At 33.6% G+C, this 26,208-nt stretch carries 18 protein-coding genes; 6 read left to right on the top strand and 12 right to left on the bottom strand.

What is annotated here, in order from left to right:
- Window positions 1-37: 37 nt before the first annotated feature.
- Window positions 38-772: a 3-deoxy-manno-octulosonate cytidylyltransferase gene (gene kdsB, locus QLQ96_RS20780; protein ID WP_482493038.1), complete on the top strand. Its 735-nt coding sequence runs from the start codon at window positions 38-40 to the stop codon at window positions 770-772.
- A 184-nt stretch (window positions 773-956) separates the two neighbouring features.
- Here the strand turns inward: kdsB and QLQ96_RS20775 are convergent, their stop codons facing one another.
- The 9 genes from QLQ96_RS20775 to QLQ96_RS20735 all read right to left on the bottom strand — a co-directional run bounded on the left by QLQ96_RS20775 (window position 957) and on the right by QLQ96_RS20735 (window position 15,804).
- Window positions 957-3,377 carry an alpha-ketoacid dehydrogenase subunit alpha/beta gene (locus tag QLQ96_RS20775; RefSeq protein ID WP_482493037.1) on the bottom strand — a complete coding sequence of 807 codons (2,421 nt, stop codon included), beginning with the start codon at window positions 3,375-3,377 and terminating at the stop codon, window positions 957-959.
- A 189-nt stretch (window positions 3,378-3,566) separates the two neighbouring features.
- Window positions 3,567-6,314: a gluzincin family metallopeptidase gene (locus tag QLQ96_RS20770; protein ID WP_482493036.1), complete on the bottom strand. Its 2,748-nt coding sequence runs from the start codon at window positions 6,312-6,314 to the stop codon at window positions 3,567-3,569.
- Between the two features lie 269 nt (window positions 6,315-6,583).
- On the bottom strand, window positions 6,584-7,312 hold the full coding sequence (locus tag QLQ96_RS20765; protein WP_482493035.1) for an LOG family protein: 729 nt from the start codon (window positions 7,310-7,312) through the stop codon (window positions 6,584-6,586).
- A gap of 18 nt (window positions 7,313-7,330) precedes the next feature.
- Window positions 7,331-7,462 (bottom strand): hypothetical protein, encoded by a 132-nt coding sequence (locus QLQ96_RS20760; protein ID WP_482493034.1) that lies wholly within the window; start codon window positions 7,460-7,462, stop codon window positions 7,331-7,333.
- Between the two features lie 241 nt (window positions 7,463-7,703).
- Window positions 7,704-10,535 carry an excinuclease ABC subunit UvrA gene (uvrA, locus tag QLQ96_RS20755; protein ID WP_482493033.1) on the bottom strand — a complete coding sequence of 944 codons (2,832 nt, stop codon included), beginning with the start codon at window positions 10,533-10,535 and terminating at the stop codon, window positions 7,704-7,706.
- Between the two features lie 101 nt (window positions 10,536-10,636).
- Window positions 10,637-11,590 carry a Fic family protein gene (locus QLQ96_RS20750; RefSeq protein WP_482493032.1) on the bottom strand — a complete coding sequence of 318 codons (954 nt, stop codon included), beginning with the start codon at window positions 11,588-11,590 and terminating at the stop codon, window positions 10,637-10,639.
- Window positions 11,591-11,654: 64 nt separating this feature from the next.
- Window positions 11,655-13,439 carry a chloride channel protein gene (locus tag QLQ96_RS20745; protein ID WP_482493031.1) on the bottom strand — a complete coding sequence of 595 codons (1,785 nt, stop codon included), beginning with the start codon at window positions 13,437-13,439 and terminating at the stop codon, window positions 11,655-11,657.
- 71 nt (window positions 13,440-13,510) lie between these two features.
- Window positions 13,511-15,199, bottom strand: a complete 1,689-nt coding sequence (ggt, locus tag QLQ96_RS20740) for a gamma-glutamyltransferase (RefSeq protein WP_482493030.1) — start codon at window positions 15,197-15,199, stop codon at window positions 13,511-13,513.
- Window positions 15,200-15,219: 20 nt separating this feature from the next.
- Window positions 15,220-15,804, bottom strand: a complete 585-nt coding sequence (locus tag QLQ96_RS20735) for an acyl carrier protein phosphodiesterase (RefSeq protein ID WP_482493029.1) — start codon at window positions 15,802-15,804, stop codon at window positions 15,220-15,222.
- A 203-nt stretch (window positions 15,805-16,007) separates the two neighbouring features.
- Here QLQ96_RS20735 and glmM point away from each other — a divergent pair, with 203 nt between their 5' ends.
- Window positions 16,008-17,396 carry a phosphoglucosamine mutase gene (gene glmM / locus QLQ96_RS20730; RefSeq protein WP_482493028.1) on the top strand — a complete coding sequence of 463 codons (1,389 nt, stop codon included), beginning with the start codon at window positions 16,008-16,010 and terminating at the stop codon, window positions 17,394-17,396.
- A gap of 323 nt (window positions 17,397-17,719) precedes the next feature.
- Here the strand turns inward: glmM and QLQ96_RS20725 are convergent, their stop codons facing one another.
- A complete protein-coding gene (locus tag QLQ96_RS20725; RefSeq protein ID WP_482493027.1) occupies window positions 17,720-18,592 on the bottom strand; it encodes a lysophospholipid acyltransferase family protein in 873 nt (290 codons plus the stop codon).
- A gap of 112 nt (window positions 18,593-18,704) precedes the next feature.
- Here QLQ96_RS20725 and QLQ96_RS20720 point away from each other — a divergent pair, with 112 nt between their 5' ends.
- A complete protein-coding gene (locus QLQ96_RS20720) occupies window positions 18,705-19,343 on the top strand; it encodes a rhomboid family intramembrane serine protease (RefSeq protein WP_482493026.1) in 639 nt (212 codons plus the stop codon).
- Between the two features lie 51 nt (window positions 19,344-19,394).
- Window positions 19,395-20,084 carry an SIMPL domain-containing protein gene (locus tag QLQ96_RS20715; protein WP_482493024.1) on the top strand — a complete coding sequence of 230 codons (690 nt, stop codon included), beginning with the start codon at window positions 19,395-19,397 and terminating at the stop codon, window positions 20,082-20,084.
- Between the two features lie 201 nt (window positions 20,085-20,285).
- Here the strand turns inward: QLQ96_RS20715 and QLQ96_RS20710 are convergent, their stop codons facing one another.
- The gene (locus QLQ96_RS20710) at window positions 20,286-21,662 is read right to left on the bottom strand and encodes a sensor histidine kinase (RefSeq protein WP_482493022.1); all 1,377 of its coding nucleotides are present in this window, start codon (window positions 21,660-21,662) and stop codon (window positions 20,286-20,288) included.
- A gap of 298 nt (window positions 21,663-21,960) precedes the next feature.
- On the opposite strand from QLQ96_RS20710, the gene QLQ96_RS20705 reads away from it, so the two are divergent.
- Window positions 21,961-22,950: a YheT family hydrolase gene (locus tag QLQ96_RS20705; RefSeq protein WP_482493020.1), complete on the top strand. Its 990-nt coding sequence runs from the start codon at window positions 21,961-21,963 to the stop codon at window positions 22,948-22,950.
- 15 nt (window positions 22,951-22,965) lie between these two features.
- Here the strand turns inward: QLQ96_RS20705 and QLQ96_RS20700 are convergent, their stop codons facing one another.
- Window positions 22,966-23,736, bottom strand: a complete 771-nt coding sequence (locus QLQ96_RS20700; protein WP_482493019.1) for a DUF2490 domain-containing protein — start codon at window positions 23,734-23,736, stop codon at window positions 22,966-22,968.
- A gap of 481 nt (window positions 23,737-24,217) precedes the next feature.
- On the opposite strand from QLQ96_RS20700, the gene QLQ96_RS20695 reads away from it, so the two are divergent.
- Window positions 24,218-26,206 (top strand): fibronectin type III domain-containing protein, encoded by a 1,989-nt coding sequence (locus QLQ96_RS20695; RefSeq protein WP_482493017.1) that lies wholly within the window; start codon window positions 24,218-24,220, stop codon window positions 26,204-26,206.
- Window positions 26,207-26,208: the final 2 nt, after the last annotated feature.

The raw sequence follows: 26,208 nt of genomic DNA, 5'->3' as shown, positions 1-26,208 counted from the left end.
AATCAGGAAATGAAAATTAAAAAATATAAAAGTTTAAATGAAAATAATAGCAGTAATTCCAGCGAGATACGCTTCAACACGTTTTCCAGCAAAACTAATGCAGGATTTAGGAGGAAAAACAGTAATTCTTAGAACTTATGAAGCCGCAGTTTCTACAAAATTGTTTGATGATGTTTTTGTAGTAACAGATTCTGATTTAATTTTTGATGAAATTGTTTCTAATGGAGGAAAAGCAATTATGAGCATCAAAGAACACGAATCTGGAAGCGACCGAATTGCTGAAGCTATTGCTGATCTTGATGTTGATATTGTGGTAAATGTACAAGGTGACGAACCTTTTACAGAAGCTGGACCTTTAGAGCAGGTTTTATCGGTTTTTAAAAACGATGCAGATAAAAAGATTGATTTGGCTTCGCTAATGCGCGAAATCTCAGATGAAGAAGAAATCAATAATCCGAATAATGTGAAAGTTGTAGTAGATCAATCGCAGTTCGCATTGTATTTTTCGCGTTCTGTAATTCCGTATCCAAGAGAGAAAAATGTTGGAGTGAGATATTTTCAGCATATTGGAATTTATGCTTTCAGAAAACAAGCGTTATTGGACTTTTACAGCCTTCCAATGAAATCTCTAGAAGCTTCTGAGAAGTTAGAACAATTACGTTATTTAGAATTCGGAAAACGTATTAAAATGGTCGAAACCACTCACGTTGGAATCGGAATCGACACTGCGGAGGATTTGGAAAGAGCGAAAACTATGTTGAGAGATCTTTAAGGACGCTGATTAAACGGATTCGATTTCACGAAAACGCAGATTTTAACTGATTCTTTGTTATTGACAGTATTTTCTTTATTCAAAAAGATAACAATAAAAAACGCTCCATCAGGAGCGTTTTTTTATATCTAAAATCTAAAATCTAAAATCTAAAATCTAAAATCTAAAATCTAAAATCTAAAATCTAAAATCTAGTATATAAAGCAGGATATTTAGAAGGATTTACTTCATGTATCATGTCGTAAATTTTCTCGTAGATATCTTCTGCAGAAGGTTTAGAGAAGTAATCACCATCAGTACCGTAAGCAGGTCTGTGTGCTTTTGCTGCCAAAGTCTGCGGTTTGCTGTCTAAATATTTGTAAGCGTCTTGCTCTTCTAAAACTTGCTGTAAAATGAACGCTGAAGCTCCACCAGGAACATCTTCGTCAATTACTAAAAGGCGATTTGTTTTAGCAATGCTTTTTACAATGTCTTTGCTAACATCAAAAGGAAGTAGAGATTGAATATCAATAACTTCACACTCAATTCCCTTTTCTGCTAATTCATTAGCTGCTTGCATCACCAATCTTAAAGTTGATCCGTAAGAAACTAAAGTAATGTCAGAACCTTCTCTTAAAGTTTCAACCACTCCAATTGGTGTTTTAAATTCACCAAAGTTAAGCGGAGTTTTTTCTTTTAAGCGGTAACCGTTTAAACATTCGATAACCAAAGCAGGTTCATCACATTCTAACAAAGTGTTGTAAAAACCGGCAGCTTGTGTCATATCTCTTGGAACTAAAACATGAATTCCACGAATCGCGTTGATAATCATTCCCATTGGAGAACCAGAGTGCCAGATTCCCTCCAAACGATGCCCGCGAGTTCTAATGATTAACGGTGCTTTTTGTTTACCAACCGTTCTATATTGTAAAGTAGCTAAATCATCACTCATGATCTGAATAGCATACAATAAATAATCTAAATATTGAATTTCAGCAATTGGTCGCAAACCTCTCAAAGCCATTCCGATTCCTTGACCAATAATAGTTGCTTCACGAATTCCGACATCGGCAACACGAAGTTCTCCGTATTTTTCCTGCATGCCTTCCAAACCTTGATTTACGTCTCCGATGTTTCCAACATCTTCACCGAAAATTAAAGTTTCAGGATATTTCGCAAATAAAGCATCAAAATTATCACGTAAAATCATTCTTCCATCCAAATCTGGTTTTGCATTTTCTGCATATTTTGGAAGAACTTTTTCTACTGAAAATATATTTTGTTCAGAATCTGAATGTAAATTACTGCTGAATTTTTCCTGAGTAATTCCGATGTAATTTGTGATCCAGTCAGATAGTAATTTTCTGCTATTCGGAACTTCTATAAAACGTAGAATTTTTCGAGCACTAGAAAGCATATCCTTTTTCAAAGGAGCTTTTATGGCACTTAACTCTGTAATATATTTTTCAATTTTATCTTTATGGTTGATACTTGCTTCAGCAATTTGCGCCAATAAAGTCAGAAGATTTTTCTGGTCTTCAATAATCGGATTAATGAAAGCATTCCAAGCCTCTTTTTTAGCTTCTAAAACTTCTTTCTTTAATTCAAAATCAATTTCTGCCAATTCCTCTGGAGAAGCAATATTAATTGCAATCATCCAAAGACGCATTTGACGAATACAGTCAAAATCTCTTTCCCAAGCTAGTCTCTCTGCATTTTTGTAACGTTCGTGAGAACCAGAAGTAGAGTGGCCTTGTGGCTGTGTTAATTCGTTTACATGAATTAAAATTGGGATATGTTCTTCGCGTGCAATTGCTCCGGCTCTTTCGTAAGTCGAAACCAATTCTGCATAATCCCAGCCTTTAACTCTAAAGATTTCGTAACCTTTAGAATCTTCATCACGCTGATATCCTTTTAAAATCTCAGAGATATTTTCTTTTGTAGTTTGATGTCTTGCGTGAACAGAAATTCCATATTCATCATCCCAAACACTCATTACCATTGGAACTTGAAGAACTCCTGCAGCATTTATAGTTTCAAAAAACAAACCTTCAGAAGTACTTGCGTTACCGATAGTTCCCCAAGCTACTTCATTTCCATTAACAGAAAACTTATCTTTAATGGTAATTCCGTCAACGTTTCTGTAAATTTTTGAAGCCTGAGCTAAACCAAGTAATCTTGGCATTTGTCCTGCTGTTGGAGATATATCTGAGCTTGAATTTTTTTGTTTAGTTAAGTCTTTCCAAGAACCATCTTCGTTTAAACTGTGCGTTACAAAGTGTCCGCCCATTTGTCTTCCTGCAGACATTGGATCAAAAGCTAAATCGGTATGACCATATAAACCAGCAAAAAACTGTTTTGCATTCAATTCACCGATTGCCATCATAAAAGTTTGATCGCGATAGTATCCAGAACGGAAATCTCCGTTTTTAAAAGCTTTTGCCATTGCGAGCTGCGGAACTTCTTTTCCGTCGCCAAAAATTCCAAATTTTGCTTTTCCTGTTAATACTTCTTTTCGACCTAAAAGACTACATTCACGGCTTGTTACAGCAATTCTATAGTCATTCAATACCTCAGTTTTGAAATCTTCAAATGTCAGTGTAGTATTGTTTTTTTCTTTTATCATAATCTTGTAGGGTCATGTTATTACGTCGCAAAATTACTTAAAAACAATCAATAATCATAATTCTTTAAAATAAATATAATTTAATTATTTGTATTCAAAATCATAAACTACGTATTTTATTTATGTTATTTTTATGTGTAATTTAAATTTATTGATAATTCCGCAAGTTTTTGTTTAAAATTTATTTAATTAAAACCATTTTCGAGTGAAAAGAGTAACTAATGTTTTTGGTGAGAAAGTAATTATAAATCGTATTTTTTCATTGTATCTAGGTTGTGATATTTCCCAGCCGTTATTAGAATAAACAGGAAAATAAAGCTCAAAGTAGTCTGGAACCAAGTTTAAACGCACTCCTGAATCGTAGGCAAAGAACTCGCTTTGGTGTTTGTTTTTCAAGAAACCAATGTCTCCGTAAAGTTCTACCCAGTTCCATATTGCATAACTTGCATTTAAGGTGGTCATCCATTGATTAGCATATGCAGGTTGCAGTTGCGATTTAAAACCTCCCTCGGCAATAACATACTGCTGGCTAAAGAATCCAGTGCTTTCTGATCTCCCGAATAGATTATAATCAAATAAATAATCTGTCGGTCGGTCTAAACCAAAACTGAAATAATCTGAGTTTGTTTTGTTGTATACGAAGCTTCCAGCGTATAATCGTAAATTTAACTTCTTGTTATTTTCAAATAATCTTCTGTATTCTAATTCTCCAGAAATTTTTCCGAATCCGCTAGAAAACTGTAAGTCGGTCATGAAATTCACATGATCGATTAATTCTGTTTTTGTGTTAGAATAACGAGTATTAAATATTGAATAATTAGGTGTTGAATTATCAGTTATATAAGTGCTCGCTTCACGATTTACGATTACCTGACGGAATAAAAATGTCTGTTTTCTATTGTCTCTGAAATCTTTTTCGCGAATGCGAAACACAACCATAGGATTTAGCCTCAAATAAGTCGCGTCTGGTGCATAATGGAAATAATTTTGACTGATTGAATAACGCACATTATATAAGGTACTGTTTCTGTAATATTGATTCCACGAAAATGCTGAAGATCCAGAAAGCGTACCTGCTTTTATAGAATACGCAGGATTAATGTCAAAATTAAAAGGTTTGTCTAAAATGGTTTTATTATGAAAACGAATTCCAGGCGTTATACCATCATAATAATTATAAGTTAATGTCGGAATGTATAAAATCTGATTGTAGTCTGGATCTTCTAAATCTTTAGCAAAATTAAATTTTAACGGACGATTCAGCGCAACATGTTTAAGAGATTTCCAGTTATTTCTCTGGTTGTATTCTGGAACTTCATTATCATAATTAATGACAATTTTATCGGCATTTTTTCGACTGAATTCATAAACCGAGTCTTCTGTTTTTGGTTCAATCCATTCTTTAAAAACGACTTCTTTCTTTTTAATTCCGTAAATCGGAATAGGAGCGTAGATTCCAGTTTTGTTTTTAACAGAAAACGTAATGCTGTCTGCTGTTCTTGAAACATTTGAGAATTTGTAATCTATAATATCTCTCGAATCGATAATGGTTTTAAAGAACCAATCGATATTTTTTGGACTTTTTTGAGTTAAAATTTTTTCAAAATCATATCGATTCGATTGCCCAAATTGATTCAGATTGTAAAATTCTTTTACACTTTCCGTAACAATATCATGATTTAGATAATCATCTAAATAGCTAAGGCTTAAACCAGCACGATATTTACTAGCAATTTGTTCGTTAAATTTTATTAGCGTGTTTTTCGGGTCACCAAGAGGCTGATCTAAGTTTTTACGCGCCATCAGCATATAATAATAGCTGTATTGCTCATTAAAAGTTAGATTGGTGATGTTGTAACTTTTAAAGAGTTTCATGTCTGAAAGTTTTCCCAACATTTTTTCATTCTGATGATGTTCTTCCATATACTTCATCATCGTATAAATCTGGATTCCATCATAAACCCAATTGTCTTTTCTAGGGTCTAAACGAAGGCTGTTTTTAAGATAATTGTTTAAAAAAGTCTTTAAAAATTGAATCTCAAACATAAAATCATCCTGAAACGGACTAATAAATGAAGGCAACTGATTTAAACCATAAAACGGATTTCGATCATAATCGGCCTGAGAAATAGTTATTTTTTCATGCGGATATTGGCCAATAAATTTCTCGGCATAAGAAACTACGCGATTAATAATAATGGCTTTCTGAATTTCGTCTATTTTTTTATTTTTCAAATTCGTTAGAACCTGCAAAGAACCATTGTCATACGTCCTAAAACTATTTTCTTTTTCGATGTAAAGACTAAAATCTGTTCTGTTCCTTCCTGAAAAAGAGTAAATGCTGTAGTTCTGATTGGTGACATCTGTTGAAACCGAATTTAAATCGGTAGCAATAGAATACTGATTTGGGATTTTAATTTCAACTTCGTAGTCGCTTACAGCATTAGCAATGTCATCTAGATTGAAATTGTTGTATTTTACGAAAAGACCATTTTCAAAACGGGCAGGGGTTAAAAACCAGTTTTTTAATGCCATACCTCCATTTTGAGTAAAGCCAAAATGAGTGAATTTATCGTTTGGTATTTTTACAATATAGTTGAGATGTAAATCGATTTTTTCGTTTGGAAGAAGTTTGCGATTCAGCTTAACAATAATATAGTCAGGATCCTGAGTGTTTCTTTCCCATTCCAGAGCAGAAAAATTAGTTTCTGTTAAGTTTATGATCGTCGTTTTTCCTCTATCTACAGCTTTTGCCAAATGGAAACCTCTGTAAAATTCATCCGAAAAGCGTTTTGCTAGAGGTGTATTTTTGTCAGCAAAAGCATTATTCCAATCGTTTAAAACAATCGAATCCAAAGTATCATTTGTAGTGTTATGATACGTAAGGTCCTGTTTTATATTTAGTGTTTTAAGTTCGAGATTTACCGCCACTTCCATCTTAGAGAGATGTTGCGCAGTTAGTTTTATCGAAAATGATAAAGCTAAAAATAGACAAATAACTTTATAAAGTGCTTTCAAATAATGGCTTAAAAAATTATCAGATATACTTATGTTACGGACATGTTAAGACTTCGGATTTTTGTAAAAATAATATAAAAAAAGCTGTTTTAAAAAACAGCTTTCAATTTTTACGATACTTTACGTAATTTAACGATAAACGGTATGATGTTCACAGCGAAATACAGTCTCGTCTGCGATAATTAAATTTAGAAATTCGGACTTAAATCGTACTTTTTGTAAAATTTATCCAAAACATCAACAACTTCGTCTTCCGTATCTACGATTTTAAATAAGTTTAAATCTTCTGGACTTACTGTATGCATTTTTTCAACCAAAACAGTTTTTACCCAGTCAATTAATCCAGACCAGAATTCAACTCCAACCAAAATAATTGGGAATTTTCCAATTTTCTTAGTCTGAATCAAAGTTATGGCTTCAAACATTTCGTCCAAAGTTCCAAAACCTCCTGGCATAACCACAAATCCTTGCGAATACTTTACAAACATCACTTTTCTAACAAAGAAATAGTCAAAATTCAAGTTTTTATCGTGGTCAATATACGGGTTAAAATGCTGCTCAAACGGAAGCTCAATATTCAAACCAACAGAAATTCCGCCACCTAAATGCGCACCTTTATTTCCAGCTTCCATAATTCCGGGACCACCTCCTGTAATCACACCGTAACCCGCTTTACTAATTTTGTAAGCGATTTTTTCAGCCAATAAATAGTACTTGTCATCTGGTTTTGTTCTTGCAGATCCAAAAATCGAAACGCACGGACCAATACGTCCCATACTTTCATAACCATTTACAAACTCAGACATAATTTTAAAAATTGCCCAGCTGTCATTGGTTTTAACTTCATTCCACGTTTTTTGTTTCAAACGATCCTGAATTACTTTATCTTCATCATTATCAAAATCTTCTAATCTCATTTTAGGTATTTTAATTTATTATTTTGTTATTTTAATGTCATTTAAAGTTGCGGAAGAAGGAGCTGATTCCTGCTGTCCGCTGTATCTTTTGTGGTGAACCCCACCACAAAAGGATGCCGCTCCCATCAGGGCTAGGGCAATTGGTTTCAAAATAAACAATTGGTTTAATTGAAAAATCGTTCTTCAAAACTTTGAATATTTCAAAAAAAGCGGACACTAAATTAACGCTTTTTTCTAGAATTGTTACAGAAAACACAAATTATAATCCAAAAGTAATCTTGCGATAATAATCAAATAAAGGTTTTTGATTCATTATCAGATATATAATGCGTGAAAATCTTTTTGGGTTTATCTTTGTCAAAGTTTTAAACTTTGACAAAGATGTACTTTTTTACTCTAGTTCTTTTTTCAAAAACTTAGCAGTATAACTTTTTTTATTCTTTGCTACTTCCTCAGGAGTTCCTTTAGCGACCAATTGTCCGCCGCCTTTTCCGCCTTCTGGCCCAATATCAATAATATAATCCGCAAGTTTTATAACATCCATATTGTGTTCGATCACTAGAATTGTATTTCCTTTATCAACCAATTTATTGATTACTTCCATTAAAACGCGAATGTCTTCAAAGTGTAATCCTGTTGTAGGTTCGTCTAAGATATAAAACGTATTTCCTGTATCTTTTTTAGACAATTCTCCAGCAAGCTTAATACGTTGCGCTTCACCACCAGAAAGTGTTGTGCTTTGCTGTCCAAGTGTAATATAACCCAAACCAACATCCTGAATCGTTTTGATTTTTCTGTAAATCTTCGGAATATTTTCAAAGAAAGGAACCGCTTCATCAACCGTCATATCCAAAACATCTGAAATAGATTTTCCTTTGTATCGAATTTCTAAAGTTTCTCTATTGAAACGTTTTCCTTGACAAGTTTCACATTCAACATAAACGTCTGGTAAGAAGTTCATTTCGATTGTTCTTACACCAGAACCTTCGCAGGTTTCGCAGCGTCCGCCTTTTACGTTAAAACTGAAACGACCTGCTTTATAACCGCGAATCATACTTTCAGAAGTCATCGTAAAAAGATTTCTAATTTCAGTGAAAACCTCTGTATAAGTTGCTGGATTCGAACGTGGCGTTCTACCAATCGGACTTTGGTCAATATCAATTACTTTGTCAATATGTTCTAAACCTTCAATCTTTTTATAAGGTTGCGGTTTTTTTACACCATTAAAATAATACGCATTTAAAATCGGATACAGCGTTTCATTAATTAAAGTCGATTTACCGCTTCCAGAAACTCCTGTAACGCAAGTCATCTGACCTAATGGAATTTCAATAGAAACATTTTTAAGATTATTTCCTGTTGCTCCAGTCAATTTCAAGAATTTACCATTTCCTTTTCTTCTTTCTTTCGGAATATCAAACTTCATTTTACCATTCAGATATTGAGCAGTAATAGTATTTGATTTAAGAGTTTCTTTTGGAGTTCCAATACTAATGATTTCTCCTCCGTATTTTCCAGCTTTTGGTCCAATGTCAATTACATAATCGGCAGTTTCGATCATGTCTTTATCGTGTTCCACCACAATTACAGAGTTTCCAATATCGCGTAATTGTTCTAGAGACTGAATCAATTTTTCGTTATCTCTTTGGTGTAAACCAATACTTGGCTCATCCAAAATATACAAAACGCCAACCAATTGAGAGCCAATTTGTGTTGCCAGACGAATACGCTGCGCCTCGCCACCAGAAAGTGATTTTGAACTTCGGCTTAAAGCCAAATAATTCAAACCAACATTCATCAGAAAGTTCAAACGGTCTTTGATTTCTTTTACAACTTCAGAAGCAATTAGAAGCTGTTTTTCAGTTAAATGGCTGTTTAAATCTTGAAACCAAGCCGTTAAATCTGAAATGTCCATATCACACAATTCGGTGATATTTTTTCCGTTTACTCTAAAAAATAAAGCTTCTTTTTTAAGACGAGAACCATCGCAAACTGGACAATTAATTTCATCCATAAAATCTTTTGCCCAACGTTTTATGCTAGTTGTAGCGCTTTCGTCATATTGGTTTTTGATGAAATTCGAAATTCCTTCAAAATCAATTTTATACTCTCTAGTTACGCCAAGATCTTTTGAGTTGATAGAAAATTTATCTTTTCCACCATATAAAATCATCGTCATGGCTTCTTCGGGAATTTTCTCGATCGGATCGGTTATTTTAAACCCAAATTTTTCTCCAATGGTTTCCAATTGCTTGAAAATCCAAGAAGACTTATATTCGCCAAGAGGCGCAAAACCTCCAGCTTTTATCGATAATTTCGTATTCGGAATAATTTTTTTAGCATTAATTTCATGTACCGTTCCTAATCCGTTGCAATGCGGACAAGCACCTTTTGGAGAGTTGAACGAAAACAAATTCGGCTCTGGATTCTGGTACGATATTCCTGTTGTAGGACACATCAAATTTCTACTGAAATAACGCACTTCATTAGAATCCTGATCTAGAATCATTAATACATCTTCTCCATGATGCATGGCTGTATTGATGCTTTCCGATAATCTTTTTTGAGTGTCAGGATTATCTTCGATCACCATTCGATCAACCACAATTTCGATATCGTGCGTTTTATAACGATCCAATTTCATTCCCGCAACAAGATCTTGAACTTCTCCGTTTACACGAACTTTCAAAAATCCTTGTTTTGTAATTTGTTGGAATAATTCAGCATAATGTCCTTTTCTGGCTTTAATAACGGGAGCCAGAATATTGATGCGTTTTCCGTTATAATCCTGAATAATCAAATCTTTAATTTGTTCATCAGAATACGAGACCATTTTTTCGCCAGTGTTATAACTATATGCATCAGCACCACGCGCGTATAAAAGTCTTAGAAAATCGTAAATTTCAGTAATAGTTCCAACCGTAGAGCGCGGACTCTTGCTAGTTGTTTTTTGTTCAATTGCAATTACAGGAGAAAGTCCGTCGATTTTATCAACATCAGGGCGCTCTAAACCGCCAAGAAATTGTCTTGCATAGGCAGAAAATGTTTCAACATAACGGCGCTGTCCTTCAGCATAAATTGTATCAAATGCCAAAGATGATTTTCCCGAACCAGACAAACCAGTAATTACAACTAGTTTTTCACGCGGAATAGATATATCAATGTTTTTTAGATTGTGAACTCTTGCGCCAAGAACTTCTATGGTATTATCTTTATCTAACATAATTTTGAGCAAAACGCAAAGTTACCACTTTGATTTATTCTTTTAGTGCTCAATAGCAAAAGTTTATGTTACAAATAGTAACAAAAAACGCTAATCATAAATTAGCGTTTTCTTTTTCGGGTTGCCATATAGTTTTCAATGGCTTCTTTAGTTGTGTACCAATTTCGGCCTTCTTTGTATGCATCAATTTTTCCTGTTCGAGCCAATAAGCTAATATATTCTTGACCGTAAGGAGTTTCTGGTTCGCTTACAATATCTGATATTTTTTGGTAATCAAGATCTGCACCTGGCATTGCGCTAAGATAAATGTTTAAAGTTCTTTCTAAAGCCTGGCACATTAAAAGTGTTAGTTTTTGATAGTTGCCGTTATTAGCTTGATTGAGGGCTTCATAATATTTTTTTCTATCATTTTTGAGGATGATTGCTGGCGGAAAACCACAACGCATTAGCAATAAATTCATGCTCAATCTTACAGTGCGGCCATTACCATCAAAAAAAGGATGAATCCAGACTAATTTATGATGAAAAACCGTTGCCAGTTCAATATCGTTTAAACGTGACGGATTTGTATTAATGAAATCAATCAATTGATCTAAATAATCGGAAACTTTATTGGCATTTGGTGGCATAAAATTGGCACCAGAAATCCGAACCCCTCCGTTTCGAATTCTTCCTGCAAAATCTTCTTCAATAGAACGCATTACCAAGCCATGAAGAGATAGAATATCTATGCTTCTTAGTTTATATGTTTCATCAACAATAGAGTAGAGATAATCAATTGCTTTGTCGTGATTATGTGTTTCAAAATGCTCTCGAAGAGATTTGCCTTTTATAGTAATTCCTTCTTGAATTACCATTTGGGTTTCTCTCAAACTAAGTGTGTTTCCTTCGATACTATTAGAGTTATAGGTCCATTCTAGTGAAAGGCTTTCTCGTATTTTGTTCAAAGCAATATTTGGCAGTGGTCTGCTGTTTTGCAGTTCTCGCCTTTTTTGATACAATCTGTCAAAGGTTGATTCAAATTCTGATCTGTATGTTAAATCGATATTCCACATAATGTGAACAAAATTATGTTTTAATATCGGATAAATAAAATTTTTAACTTATCCGATATTAATCTTATTCAATCGTCATAGAACGAAGTTTTGTTCTGTAAGCTTCAAGCGCTATTGATTTGGAAATAAAACCAAAATATTTTCCGTCTCTTAAAACAGGAAGAAAAGCCGATTTTGAGATTTCAAATTTCTTCATTACTATTTCCATGCTGTCCAGGGTTGAAATAGTAGACAATGGTGCTTTCATTACATCTTTAATCAATGTGTATTTTACGCGGTATGAATTGAAGATAATTTCACGAATATCATTGAAATGAACGACACCAATTAAATCTTTCTCATTATTTACAACTGCAAAAACAACTTGGTTAGAGTGCGAAATAAGATCGACTAGTTTGCTTAGATTTTCATCTTGATGAACAGTTAAATAATCACATTGAATGATCGTGTCAATTTCTAAAGTCGATAAAATATTAGAATCTTTATTGCTGGTAAAAGCATGTCCTTTTTTAACCAAACCTTTCACATCAAGCGAATATTTTTCGTAACGCTTAGAAATAGCAAAACTGATTGAAGAAACAATCATAAGCGGAATCATTAAACCGTAACCTCCAGTAATTTCTGCGATTAAGAAAATAGCAGTAAGGGGTGCATGAAACAAACCACTCAAAATTCCCGCCATTCCGACCATCGTAAAATTACTAATTGGGAGTTTTGACAAACCGATCAGCGTTATAAATTTAGAAAAGAAATAGCCCAGATAAGATCCCAAAAATAGAGAAGGAGCGAAGTTTCCTCCGTTACCACCGCTTCCAATAGTTAGTCCAGAGGCAAAAACTTTTACCATCATTGTAGCGCCAACAAATAGAAGCAAAACCCATTGATTGTTTCTGAAATCGGCAAACAAAGTGTTGTCTAATAACTGTCCGGGATCTGCGTCAGATAATGTTTTGATGCTTTCGTAACCTTCACCAAAAAGAGTTGGGAAAATAAAAATTAATAAAGCCAATAATGACGAACCAATTAAAGCCTTTTTGTAAGGATTAATTTGTTGTTTGGCAAAATAGTGTTCTATTTTCTGAAAATTTCTCGAGTAATAAATGGCAACCAATCCAGTTAAAACTCCTAAAATAACATAAAACGGAATATTATGAAAGTCAAATGTTTCCTGTTTTTTGAAGCTTAATAAAATGCTTTCGTCTAAAACAATAGCAGAAACCAAAGCCCCTGTTGCAGCAGAAATCATAATTGGAGTAAAGGCAGAAATGCTAACGTCTACCAAAAGAACCTCAATTGCAAAAAGCACTCCTGCAATTGGTGCATTAAACGCAGCAGCGATTCCGGCAGCAACTCCGCATCCAATTAATAAAGTTCGATCTTTGTATTGCAGTTTATAATTTTGAGCGAAATTTGATCCAAAAGCGGCTCCAGTTACCACGATCGGACTCTCTAAACCTGCAGAACCTCCTAAACCAACCGTTAACGAACTAGTAACAATCTGTGCGTACATTTGCTTTTTCGGAATAATACTTGCCTTTTTAGCAACGGCATAAAGGATTTGTGAAGTTCCCTTTTGAATTGTTCCGTTAAGGACTTTTTTTACTACCAAAACCGTCAATAAAATACCAATTATAGGTAAGATACTGTTAATAAAGCTTAGTTTTAGAATCCCGTTTATATAAGTTGCAAAAGAAAAAACGCTGTGTGCGAATGTTTTAAGCACAATTACTGCGAAAGCACATGATATTCCTGTTAAAACGCTAGATAAAAAAAGAAACTGTTTTGGAGTCATTAAAGATTGAGCCAAAGCAATTATACTTTCAAGTCGTCTGAAATATTTTTTTATCATTCTATTTTAAAATTACCGATCTTACAAAATTAAATTATAATCTTCTTTAAAAAAAATAAAATCAAGAACAATTAAAAACCAGATGCTGCATCATCTCCTCTAAAATCTGCTCCTCCTTCTAATTTGTTATCTGGTAAAACCAAAATAGCATCGACTTTCCCAATAATTGGAGTTGGTTTTTCATTGATAATATAATGTTTCGCTTTTAAAGAGTCTATAGTTTTAGTTTCAAAAGTATTTGGTTCAAAAGTAATTAAATCCGGTAGCCATTGATGATGAAAACGAGGAGCATTAACCGCTTCTTGCATGCTTAATTTATATTCATAAACATTTAAAATCGTTTGCAAAACAGAAGTTATAATTGTTGAGCCTCCCGGAGTTCCCACGACCATAAAAAGTTTTCCGTCTTTTTCTACAATTGTTGGCGTCATCGAACTTAACATACGTTTTTGTGGTGCAATGCTGTTCGCTTCATTTCCAACTAAACCAAACATATTTGGAGATCCAGGTTTAGCACTGAAATCATCCATTTCATTATTCAAAAAGAAACCTAATTCGGCGCAGTAATATTTAGAACCATAACCATCATTTAAAGTTGTTGTAGCCGCAATTGCATTTCCGAATTGATCTACAATTGAATAATGTGTGGTTTCTGTACTTTCGGCATAATTCACTTTTCCTTCTTTAATTTCTGTAGATAAAGTTGCTTTTTCAGGATTGAAACTTGCCATTCTTTCGCGCAGGTAGTTTTGATCCAATAATTCTTTCATCGGAATTTTGACAAAATCTGGATCGCCTAAAAAATAGCTTCTATCAGCATAAGCTCTTCTTTCAGTTTCCACAATAACCTGAATTGCATCTGGCGAATTATGTCCCATTTTGGCTAAATCGTAGGGTTCTAGCATTTTTAAGATTTGTGCTAAACAAATTCCACCGCTGCTTGGCGGAGACATCGAAGTTATTTTTAAATCTTTATACGTAAACTGAAGCGGTTTTCTCCATTTAGCTTCATATTTTGCCAAATCTTGCATGGTAATAATGCCGCCTTTTCCTTTAAGATATTCAACTAAAATTTTGGCAGTTTCACCTTTATAAAACTCGTTTCTTCCTTTTTTCTGAATTCTTTTTAAAGTCTTCGCTAGCGCGGGATATTTTATAGTATCGTTTTCTTTGTAAGCTTTCGACACTGGAGAATTTTCTCCGTTTATTTTTACAATTTTATCGTGATAATCACTTAAACTTTTTTCCTGCTTTTTGGTAACAATAACACCTCTTTCGGCCAATGCAATTACAGGTTCTAAAATTTTTGAAATTGGCATTGTACCATACTTTTTATGAACCGCAAAAACTCCGGCAATTGTTCCGGGAACTCCTATTGCAAGTGCAGTTTCAGTGCTTTTGTCTTTTATGACATTGCCTTCGCTATCCAAAAACATATCTTTTGTTGCCGCTAATGGAGCTTTTTCGCGATAATCTAAAGAACCAACTTCGCCATTTGCTTTTCGGTAAACCATAAATCCGCCGCCGCCAATATTTCCTGCAAACGGAAAAGCAACCGCAAGAGCTAATTCGGTTCCAACCATAGCGTCAAAAGCGTTTCCTCCATTTTTCATAATATCAGAACCAATTTTTGAAGCCTCTTCGCGGGCAGAAACTACCATGGCTTTAGTGACCACTAATCCGGTTGGTTTAGAAACGGCCTGTTGTGCATTGCTGCTATTTAGATATAAAAGAGCTATTAAGAGTGTAATTTTTTTCATGTCAATAAAATTAAATTGTTTTAGAGCGAAAGCAGTTTTGCTTTGGCTTGGACTCTCATTTCTTCAAAGAAAAGGGTGAATTCTTCTTCAAATTCATCATAAAACTCAATAAGTTCTTCAACGGCAAATTGCATTTGAGAAATATTCTTCGACCTTCTGTCCATTTGAGTCAAAATATGCTGAATTCCTTCAGTTGTACGATAACTTACAAGCCAGTTTCTTTCAATCATATAAGGCATTAAACCTTGTGTTTTTTCGGTTAAAATGTCGTAATTATCGTGTAAGGAATGATAAAACCTGTTGACAAAAAGTTCCAATTTTTCATCCGAATATTTTTCCCAGTTTTTGGCTAGAAAATGATCGTAAACAATGTCTACAATAACTCCTGCATAATGATGGTATCTATCATGAAGGCGTTTGGTGCTAGTTCTAAAAATATCGTGAGAATCGGTATAAGTGTCTATGAATCGATGGAGTAAAATTCCTTTTTGAACATCTTCGGGGAAATGTTCAAATTGTTTTCCGCGAATTCCGTCAGCCATAAAATTCCCGATTTTAATTAAATCATTTTCTCCAGAAAGGTATATGTGGGCTAAGAAATTCATTTTTTAAAGTTTCTAAGAACCTAAGTAGCTAAGATTCTAAGTTATTTAGTAAATGTATAAAAACTTTTTCAAATGATTTTGTTATAAAAATAACGAGAAATAAGTAGTTTCTTATAAGTTAAATTTAAAATCTTAGAAACTTAGCACCTTAGTAACTCGGTAACTTTTTTATATTTGTAAAAAAATAACCCTAACTCACAAAAATGACTCTAATAAAATCTATTTCTGGAATCCGTGGGACGATCGGAGGAAAAGTGGGAGATAATCTAACTCCTGTTGATGCAGTGAAATTTGCGTCGGCGTACGGAACTTTCTTAAAAAATAATATTGCTAAAGATAAATTGACTGTTGTAATTGGCCGTGATGCGAGAATTTCTGGACCAATGATTCATAATTTAGTAGTGAATACTTTAATTGGTTTAGGAATCGATGTTATCGATCTTGGGCTTTCAACTACGCCAACTGTTGAAGTGGCTGTTCCTTTGGAAAAAGCAGATGGCGGAATTATTTTAACAGCATCTCACAATCCAAAACAATGGAATGCTTTAAAATTATTAAATGCTAAAGGTGAATTCTTAAGTGGAGCTGACGGAGCTAAAATACTTGAAATCGCTGAAGCAGAAGCTTTTGATTTTTCTGATGTAGATAGTTTAGGCGAAGTTATTTCTAATGACGGTTATATGGATATTCATATTGATGAAGTTTTAAACTTGCCATTGGTTGATATCGAAGCGGTTAAAGAAGCTAAATTTAAAGTAGTTGTTGATGGAGTAAATTCATCTGGAGGAATCATCATTCCGAAATTGCTAAAAATAATGGGAGTTGAAGTGGTAGAATTATACTGCGAACCAAACGGACATTTTCCTCATAATCCAGAGCCATTAAAAGAACATTTAACGGATATTTCTGAGCTTGTGGTAAAAGAAAAAGCAGATCTTGGTATTGTAGTTGATCCAGATGTAGATCGTTTGGCTTTTATTTGCGAAGACGGAGAAATGTTTGGTGAAGAATATACTTTGGTTGCTTGCGCAGATTTCGTTTTGAGCAAAACTCCTGGGAATACCGTTTCTAATATGTCATCTTCTCGTGCTTTAAGAGATGTTACTAACACACACGGCGGAAGCTACGAAGCAAGTGCTGTAGGAGAGGTGAATGTGGTTGAATTAATGAAGAAAAATAACGCTGTTATCGGTGGTGAAGGAAACGGCGGAATTATCTATCCAGAATTGCACTACGGAAGAGATAGTTTGGTAGGTGTTGCTTTGTTTTTAACGCATTTAGCAAACAAAAAAATGTCGGTTTCTGCTTTGAGAGCTTCTTATCCAGAATATTACATGAGCAAAAATAAAATTGAATTGACACCACAAATTGATGTTGATGCAATTTTAACTCAAATGACAGAGAAATATAAAAACGAAGATATCTCGACAATTGATGGTGTAAAAATTGATTTTGCTACAGAATGGGTTCATTTAAGAAAATCAAATACAGAACCAATTATTCGTATTTATACTGAAGCGCCTTCTCAAGATGCGGCAGATAAATTGGCACTTCGAATTATTGATGAAATTAAAGTAATTGCTGGAATCTAAAATTTTCAGTTTTTGAAATACAAAAAGCCTCTTTGGAAATTTCTAAAGAGGTTTTATTTTTCATTCCGTAGGAATGTCTCGTCGGTAAAAAAAATGGTGGTGTTTTGCATTTGTGTCCTGTAGCGACACCTGATTCAAAAGGCATTCATTTTCGATTAATCAAACGTTCCTCTGGAACGTATAACCTCGTTTAAATCTGGCTACTACCGACCAGATATTCCTATGGAATACATAAATAATCTGTGGAAAAAAAATAAGCATCTAACAAAAAGTCCGAAAAACAGCAAATGTTTTTCGGACTTTATACTAAATATTTGGAAATATTATTCAATGCGGTGTTTCCATCTTTTGTGTGTCCACAAATAAAATTCTGGGGCTTCTAGAATCTGTTTTTCTACTTCTTTCAAATACATTTCTGTAATTTCAAAATCTGAATATTCTTTTGAATTATCAGCAAGCGTAAGAAATGTAGCCTCATAAAATCCTCTTTTCACCTTTTTTACTTTTACCATAATAACCCCTAGATCATATTTTTTTGCCAGCATTTCTGCTCCTGTATGTACGGGAACTTCCACTCCCATAAATTTCATCGAATGAAAAATTCGATCTAGTTTAGGAGACTGATCGCTTGCTAAACCATACAAACTTAAAACCCCATCACGCTGATGTTGTGCCATTGTTGGAATTGCTTTTCGGGTTTCGATCATTTCGGTATTGTATTTAGTGCGGATTTTTCTAACCAACTTGTCAAAATAAGGATTAGCCAGTTTTTTGTAAACAGCAACTCCCTGAAATCCAAGTTTTGGATTGATAGTTAAAAGCCATTCATAACTTGCATAATGCGAAGCCACAAGAATTATACTTTTTCCTTTTTTAGCATAATTCTGAACAAGATCAATATTGGTTACATGGAATCTTCTTTCCATTTCTTTAGGAGACATGCTCATAGTTTTTATCATTTCCAAAAACATATCGCACATATGTTTGTAGAATTTCTTTTCTATCACTTTTCTTTCTGCATCGCTCAAATGAGGCAAAGTAAGCGCTAGATTTGCGCGAACTACTTTTTTACGATACCCTACTACTCTGTACGCTAGGAAGTAGACGAAATCTGAGAACAGATAAAATACTGGAAATGGAAGTATAGAGATAAGCCAAAGTAATGGGTAGGCTAAAATATAAACAAGAAATTGCATGTAATTTTTTTTTACAAAGATAAATTAAAAATGATTAATGATTGATATTTTGCTTTCTTGCTAACTTATCTTTAAGAATGATTATATTTACAATTCACAATAATTAGTACTTATGAATTTTATTTTAATAGCGATTATCATTGCGAACGTTGTTATTAGTTACAAAGGTTTTAACGATCTTTATTTTTTTAGAAAATACGAATTTCATGTAGGAAGCATTCGTTCGGGAGAGCAAATTAGAATGTTGTCTTCGGGTTTTTTGCATGTAGACATGATGCATTTAATTTTTAATATGCTGACTTTGTATTTTTTTGCTCCTGTTGTTTTAAGCTGGCTAGGCAATTTTTCTTTTGCTTTGGTTTATTTTGGTAGCTTAATCTTCGGAAGCCTTCTTACCATGTTATTCCATAAAAACGATTATAGTTATCGTGCGGTTGGTGCTTCTGGTGCTGTAACTGGAGTTTTGTATTCAGCAATATTGTTGCAGCCAGACATGATGCTCGGAATATTTTTTGTCATTCCGATGCCGGCTTATATTTTTGGAATTTTGTATTTATTATACTCAATTTACGGAATGAAAGCCAAAAATGACAATATTGGACATACAGCACACTTTGGAGGTGCTATAGGAGGATATTTGATTACTTTGATTAAAATGCCTTCATTGCTTACAGAGCATACAATGATGGTAATCCTTCTCGCAATTCCGATTTTGATACTTTTCGGAATGGCTAAATTGGGGAAATTGTAATGATGGCATAACTTTTGGAATGTCTTTTTTAAATATTAAAATCTAACAAAAATGAAAAAACTAGTATTATTTTTAACAATCATGTTTATGACTATGTCTTACGGCCAGGAAATCAAACAAGTACCTTTAATTAATGTTAACGGAGAAGGAAAAGTAAAAGTAGCACCTGATCAAGTTTGTATTTCAGCTTCTGTTGAAACAAAAGGGAATAATGCTAAAGACGTTAAAAAACAAAACGACGAAAAGATGGATGCTGTTTTAAAATTCATCAAAAAAATGAATATTCCAACGGCAGATTTTAAAACAAAACAAGTAGCTCTTAATCCGCAGTACGATTATGAGAAAAAGAAAACTTCTTATAATGCAGTACAGACTGTAGAAATCGTGGTAAAAGATTTAGCTAAATACGATGAATTAATGGAAGGATTGGTTCAGCAAGGAATTAACCGAATTGACAGAGTTTCTTTCGAATCATCTAAATTAGCGCAATACCAATCTGAAGCTAGAAAATTAGCGATGAAAGATGCGAAAGTAAAAGCTGAAGAATATGTGTCTGTTTTAGGACAGAAAGTGGGTAAGGCTTTTACAATCTCTGATAATTCTCAAGTTTACCACCCACAGCCAATGTACGCTTCAATGAGAATGAAAGAAGCAGATGCAATGGGAGCTTCAAACGAAACTTTAGCAATTGGCGAAATCGAAATTACAGCAAATGTTAGCGTAAGTTTTGTATTAGATTAAACGATTATAAAATACCAATATTTAAAAATCCAAATTCCAATTAAAACTGGAGTTTGGATTTTTTTTGTTTAAAAACTCACACCTGGCTTGTCTTCCTAAGCGAAGTCGAAGGACACGCGTTATAAGATACACAGTAATGATTTAGCATGAGATCCATCGACTTCGCTCAGCAAGACATAATGAGAATTGGAATTTAGAATTTTAGTATTGTGATTTTATAATAGGGAGCGTAAACTTAAACGTACTTCCTTTTCCTTCTTCACTTTCTACCCAAATTTTTCCGTTATGAATGTTTATAAACTCTTTACAAAGTAATAATCCGAGTCCGCTGCCGAGTTCGTTTTCTGTTCCTTTTTGGAGAACTTTTCCGTTGATTTTAAATAATTTTTCTTTTATATCATCGGGAACCCCGATTCCATTATCTGTAATAGAAATTTCTACTTTTTGGTTTGTTTTAATCAGCTTGACTTTAATCTCGCCGTTCTTGTCGGTAAATTTAATCGCATTGCTTAGTAAATTTCGCAAGATGGTGCTAATCATATTTTTGTCTGCTTCTGCCTCAATAAAATAAGCCGATTCAAACGTGATATTTATATTTTTATTTAAAGCGACATTTTTGCTCAGTTCAATATTTTCCTCAATCAAGGCATTCAAAAGTACATTTTTTGGATTGAATGCAATCATTCCGGTTTGTACTCGAGACCAATCTAAAAGGTTTTCAAGCAATTTGTAAATGTTCTTATTTGAATCATGCAGAAGTTCTGAAATCTCTTTAATTTCTTCTCGGCTGTATTTTTCTATGTTTTCAAGTAAAATTTCAGAAAGCGAAACAGAAGATCCTAATGGCCCTCGCAAATCATGAGAAATAATAGAAAAGAACTGGTTTTTATCATTTAATAATTTCTTGATTTTATGATCCTGTTTTTCTTTCACTAAAAGTAAAAAGCCTACAATTCCGATTAAAGTCAATAGAAATAAACAAATGCTATATAAACCATCAAAAAGACCAGTAGAAATAAGTAAATCTTGAGGATGTCGATATCGGTGAACTATTCTTATGGCAATTAAAATTTCGAATGCTGTGTAACACAAAACATAAAAAGTCTTGAAAAAGCTTTTTTCCTTTTCTGTAAAATAAGTTATCGTTGGCAGCAGATAAATCATAAATATACCAATACTGCTAATAATGACGCGAGTGTTCATTGTTGCGTCAAAGAGGGTCGAAATATTAAAAAACAATATTGCCGCTACAGTTATGGCTATTTGAAACCGATAATGCTTTTTTGCGTGCGTTACAATAAGAGATAACATTGCCATCGTTTCAAAGCAGCAGGCGCTAAGAATCATAGAATTAGCAATATTAATTGAAGCAAAATCAGGAATGATATTTCGCATAAGAGCCAATATCCAAGCAAGAGTAAGTACTAATTTGCCCAAACCAAACCACCTTAAAATTCTTCTGTTGTCGCTAGTCGCATACGAAAAGGAAAAACTAAAAATAAGTACGCAGGTAAATAAATTGCCCCAAAAGTAAAGTAGGAATATAGTTTTTGGATCTACCGGTAAGAGTTCGAACATTTACAGGGATTTTACTTTTTAAAAATCGATTTTACAAATATACAAATTAAGTAAATATTAAAGTCAGCGATGGCGCTACAAGACAGGCGTTAAGGAACATTTAACAGTTTATTTTCTTCGAAATGTGTTCCATTATCTGTTTTTAAAATCAACTGCAGTTTATGTTTAAATTAGCTTGATTTATTTTTGACTTTAATTTCTTCTTAAAATTGTAAAAAAAGCAAAATAAAAAGAAAGAATTAAATTACATGTTGAATGATTTCTTACTTTTGTATAAAGTACCAAAAAACTCTTCGTTATGCCATTAATTGAACAATCAGAATACAATTCTCCTTCTATTATTCATCGTAATAGGCATGTTTCCACCATTTATGCCGCATTGGTAAAAAGATTTGAAGTTCCTGGGTACACTAGGGAAAAGAAGGAATTAAGCGATGGAGATTTTATCAATATTGATTATATTTTAAATGACCCGAAGAAGGCGGTTATTTTGTGCCACGGCTTAGAGGGCGATTCGAGAAGAACTTACAATAATAGCTGTGCAACTTACTTTCATGAAAAAGGATTTTCTGTTTTTGCTTGGAACAATCGTACTTGTGGCGGAGAAATGAATCGTCTTCCAAGATTGTACCATCATGGTGCCGTTGATGATTTGGATGAAGTGGTGCAGTTTGTTTTGCAAAAAAGATTTGAAGATATTTATTTGATCGGATATTCTATGGGAGGCGTTCAGCTGTTGAATTATTTAGGCTGGACAAAAATAGACGAACGCATAAAAGCTGCCGTTTCTATTTCGGTGCCTACACATATTGCAACAAGTGCAGAAGTGCTTAAACAAGGTTTTAATAGAGTTTATCTAAAGAATTTTACTATTGATATTAAAAAGAAACTGAAATATAAAGCAGCTCAATTTCCGGATTTTATAAATAGTGATCAAATTGATAAAATAACCTCTTTTGATGAAGTAGATCAGTATTTTACAGCGCCGTTACATGGTTTTGCAAGCAAAGACGATTATTATGATCGTGTTTCTCCAGAGTTTTCTCTTAAAGATATTACAACGCCAGTTTTAATCATTAATTCGCTTGACGACCCATTTTTAGGAGAAAGATGCTATCCAAGAACTATTGCCAAAAATAGTGCATTTGTTTATTTGGAAACTCCAAAATATGGTGGGCATTGTGCTTTTCCTCTTCGCGATTCAATGTATTCTTATGCTGAGAAAAGAGCTTTTGGTTTTTTTGAATCTTTCAAGTTTAACGATACTTCGAGTATAGGAAAATCTTAATTAACGACTAGTGTTTTATTCGTCGCCAGAGTTTTCAATCTCTGAGGGCATTTTTTTTCTAATGCTCGTACTGAGATAAAAAAACAATCTAATGGTATGATTCATATCATATTGGTAACCTGAATATTTTTGCTGATAAACATTCATATAACCAAAATCACAACTCCATTTTGGATTTATATTTTTTTTTATTCCGATAAAAAAGCGGTTTTGATCCATTGTGTTATAAACCACTTCTTCTCCAAAATGCAAGAGAATTTCATCTGAAAGAACCATCGATGGCCAAGATTTTTTATCTGAAATTCGAAAAGTAAAACTCATCAAATAGCGAATTCTATTGGTAAAACGCCAATCTCCGCTAGGTTTATCATCTACCATTTTTTCCTGCCAGCGCTGCTCATTTCGCAAACGTTGCAAAATACTCACATTTCCAACTTTTGAATTTAATTGTGCTTGCTGGTAAATCCTGTTTTCATCTGCGAAAGTGCTCCAATCCGGATTTGAAGGAGCCAGCCACATATGAGCGTAACCTGCATTTATTGAAACATTTGAATTTGGAATATAGCTGATACCGCCTCGTATAAAATAAAAACTCGGATCGGATACAAAATCGTTTCGTCTGATATGAAAGTCACCAATAACGCCCCAATGATCTGCAAATTTGGTAACTGTATTTATTGAAACCCAAGTCTGAAGCTGATGGTTGATTTCTTTTTTTTGATCAGCTTGCCCAAATACTGTCAGAGGAAACACGAAAAGAAGAATTCCGATAAAATTGTTTTTCATACCGTACGATAGAAATTAGTTAAAGTAAATTTCTTTTGAGGCTCTTTCAGCGCAGTCCTTGCATTAAAAAGTTTATATTCCACAATATTATACTTTGGTTTTATTTTAGCACTTATTGTCTTAAAATCTTAAAAAATATAAGGTATTGTTGTTTAGTATGTTATCAAAAATACAATAAAACTACATTATAAATGAAATATGCAAAAAGTATATTATAAGTTTAGAAAAAATAACTTGAGAGAAGGCAGTAGATTTGTTAAAAAAGAAAGTTATTTTACTGTTTGTTAAACACTTATGTGTTTCGATTGTTTTCGCTGCTCCTATAAGTTAAAAAAAAATATTTAAGTAATAATTAAAATACTACTTTTGTTTTTTTTAACATGGAAATAATTACATCTTAATGTCCCCAAATAAGTTTATTTTTTTCTTTTTATTATTTATATCGGTATCCTATTCTCAGACTAAAAAACGTCCTACCGTAATGGTCAATGCGAGAGCACAAAAGGATAAAATTTTAGTTCGCTGGGCTATTAATTCTCCAGTCGAATGGCAGAAAGCAAATAAAAAAGGATTTATAATTACAAGATCTACCGTTTTACGAGACGGTGTAGTTTTGCCTAAACCAGAAAAAACGCTTCTTACTGCTAAACCATTAACTCCCGAACCATTAGATTCTTGGATTGATTTTGTTCAGAAAGACAATAATGCCGCTATTATTGCTCAATCTATCTATGGCGAAAGTTTCGAAGTAACGAGTGCAAAAGAAGGTGATTTAGCCAAAATTGTAAATATGGCTGACGAACTGGATCAGCGTTATACTTTTGCTTTGTATGCTGCAGATATGAGTTTTGAAGGTGCTGTAAAAGCGGGTTGGGGTTACGTTGATACGAACGTAAAAGCAAATGAAGTATACGCTTACCAAATTAGTGTTTTTGAAAGTCCACAAGTAAAAGAATCGTCTTATATGATTGGGCTGAGAGACTATACCATTCTTCCCGCTCCAACAGATTTTATGGCAGTTCCAGATGATAGAAAAGTACTGCTTTCTTGGGATTATCAAACTTTCAAAAAGATTTATACTTCTTATATGGTAGAGAAATCCTCGGATGGAATCAATTATACACCAATATCAGGTACGGCACTCGTTAATTTAAATGATAAAGACGAAAATCCGGCTAAAAATATGTATTATGTTGATACGCTGAGTGTAAATGACAAAGTTTATCATTATAGACTACAGGGGATAACTTCGTTTGGAGAAAAAGGAGAATTTACAAAACCGATTACAGCGACGGGTGTTGCGGCTATAGTAACTCCAGCAAGATTAGTAGATTATGCGATTATAAACTCAAATGAAGTTAATCTTGAATGGGATTATCCAAAAGAATCGGAAGGATTTATTAAAGGTTATGAAATTAATTTAGCAAATACTGATAAAGGACCGTACAAAGTTGTTTCTAAACTTATTCCGCCATCTGAGAGAAAACTCAAATTCAAAGACAATCTTTATCCATCTAACTATTTTACAATTTCAGTTGTTGGAAAAAATAATCAAAGATTAACCTCTCAAAGTATGCTGGTACAGCCAGTCGATTCTATCCCCCCAGCTAAACCAATTGGTCTTGAAGGAGTTATTGATAGTCTTGGAACGGTTAGGCTGAAATGGAAACCTAATATGGAAAAGGATTTACGCGGATATAGAATCTTAAAGGCGAATACTGCAGGTGAGGAATTTGTAGATATTTACCATCAATCTTATATCGGTACAGAGTATAAAGATAGCGTAAGCTTAAAAATGACGAATAGCAAAGTTTATTATAGAATTGCTGCAGAAGACATGCGTTACAATGTCTCTGATCCTTCTGATATTTTAGTTTTAGATAAGCCAGATAAAATTCCGCCAGCAGCACCTATTTTTAAAGATTACGATAATAAAGATGGCAAAGTACAATTAAAATGGATACGAAGCTACAGTGAAGATGTTGTCGCTCACAGTTTGAGAAGGAGAGAAAAAGGACAGGAAAAATGGCTGGAAATAAAGCAAATAAACGACACTATTCAGGAATTTACAGATGATAGAGTTGAGAATAAGAAGACTTATCAATATGCTATTCTGGCTAAAGATAAAAGCAACCTTTGGTCATCATTAGACCATTCTGTTGTAACAGTTAGTGTTTTAAACTTTACACCAGTAAAAGTCATTACATTTTTGCAGGGAACAGCAGACAGAGAAAACAAAAAAATTCTACTCTCTTGGGATTATGCAAAAAACAAAGGCAAAGTTTTAGGCCTTAGTATTTATAAAAATGAAAAGGGATTGCCGCCAACTTTATGGAAAGAATTAAACGGCACTGTTTTCACTTTAGAAGATAAAAATTTAAAAATTAATAAGGAATACGAGTACCATCTGGTTCCAAATCTAGAAAGCGATAGTCCAGCAAAAGCAGAGACATTAACGGTTATTTATTAAGC

It is taken from the genome of Flavobacterium sp. B167r, from assembly GCF_056824315.1.
Note: the sequence above shows the minus strand (reverse complement) of the source record. Positions and strands in the feature narration are given on the sequence as shown.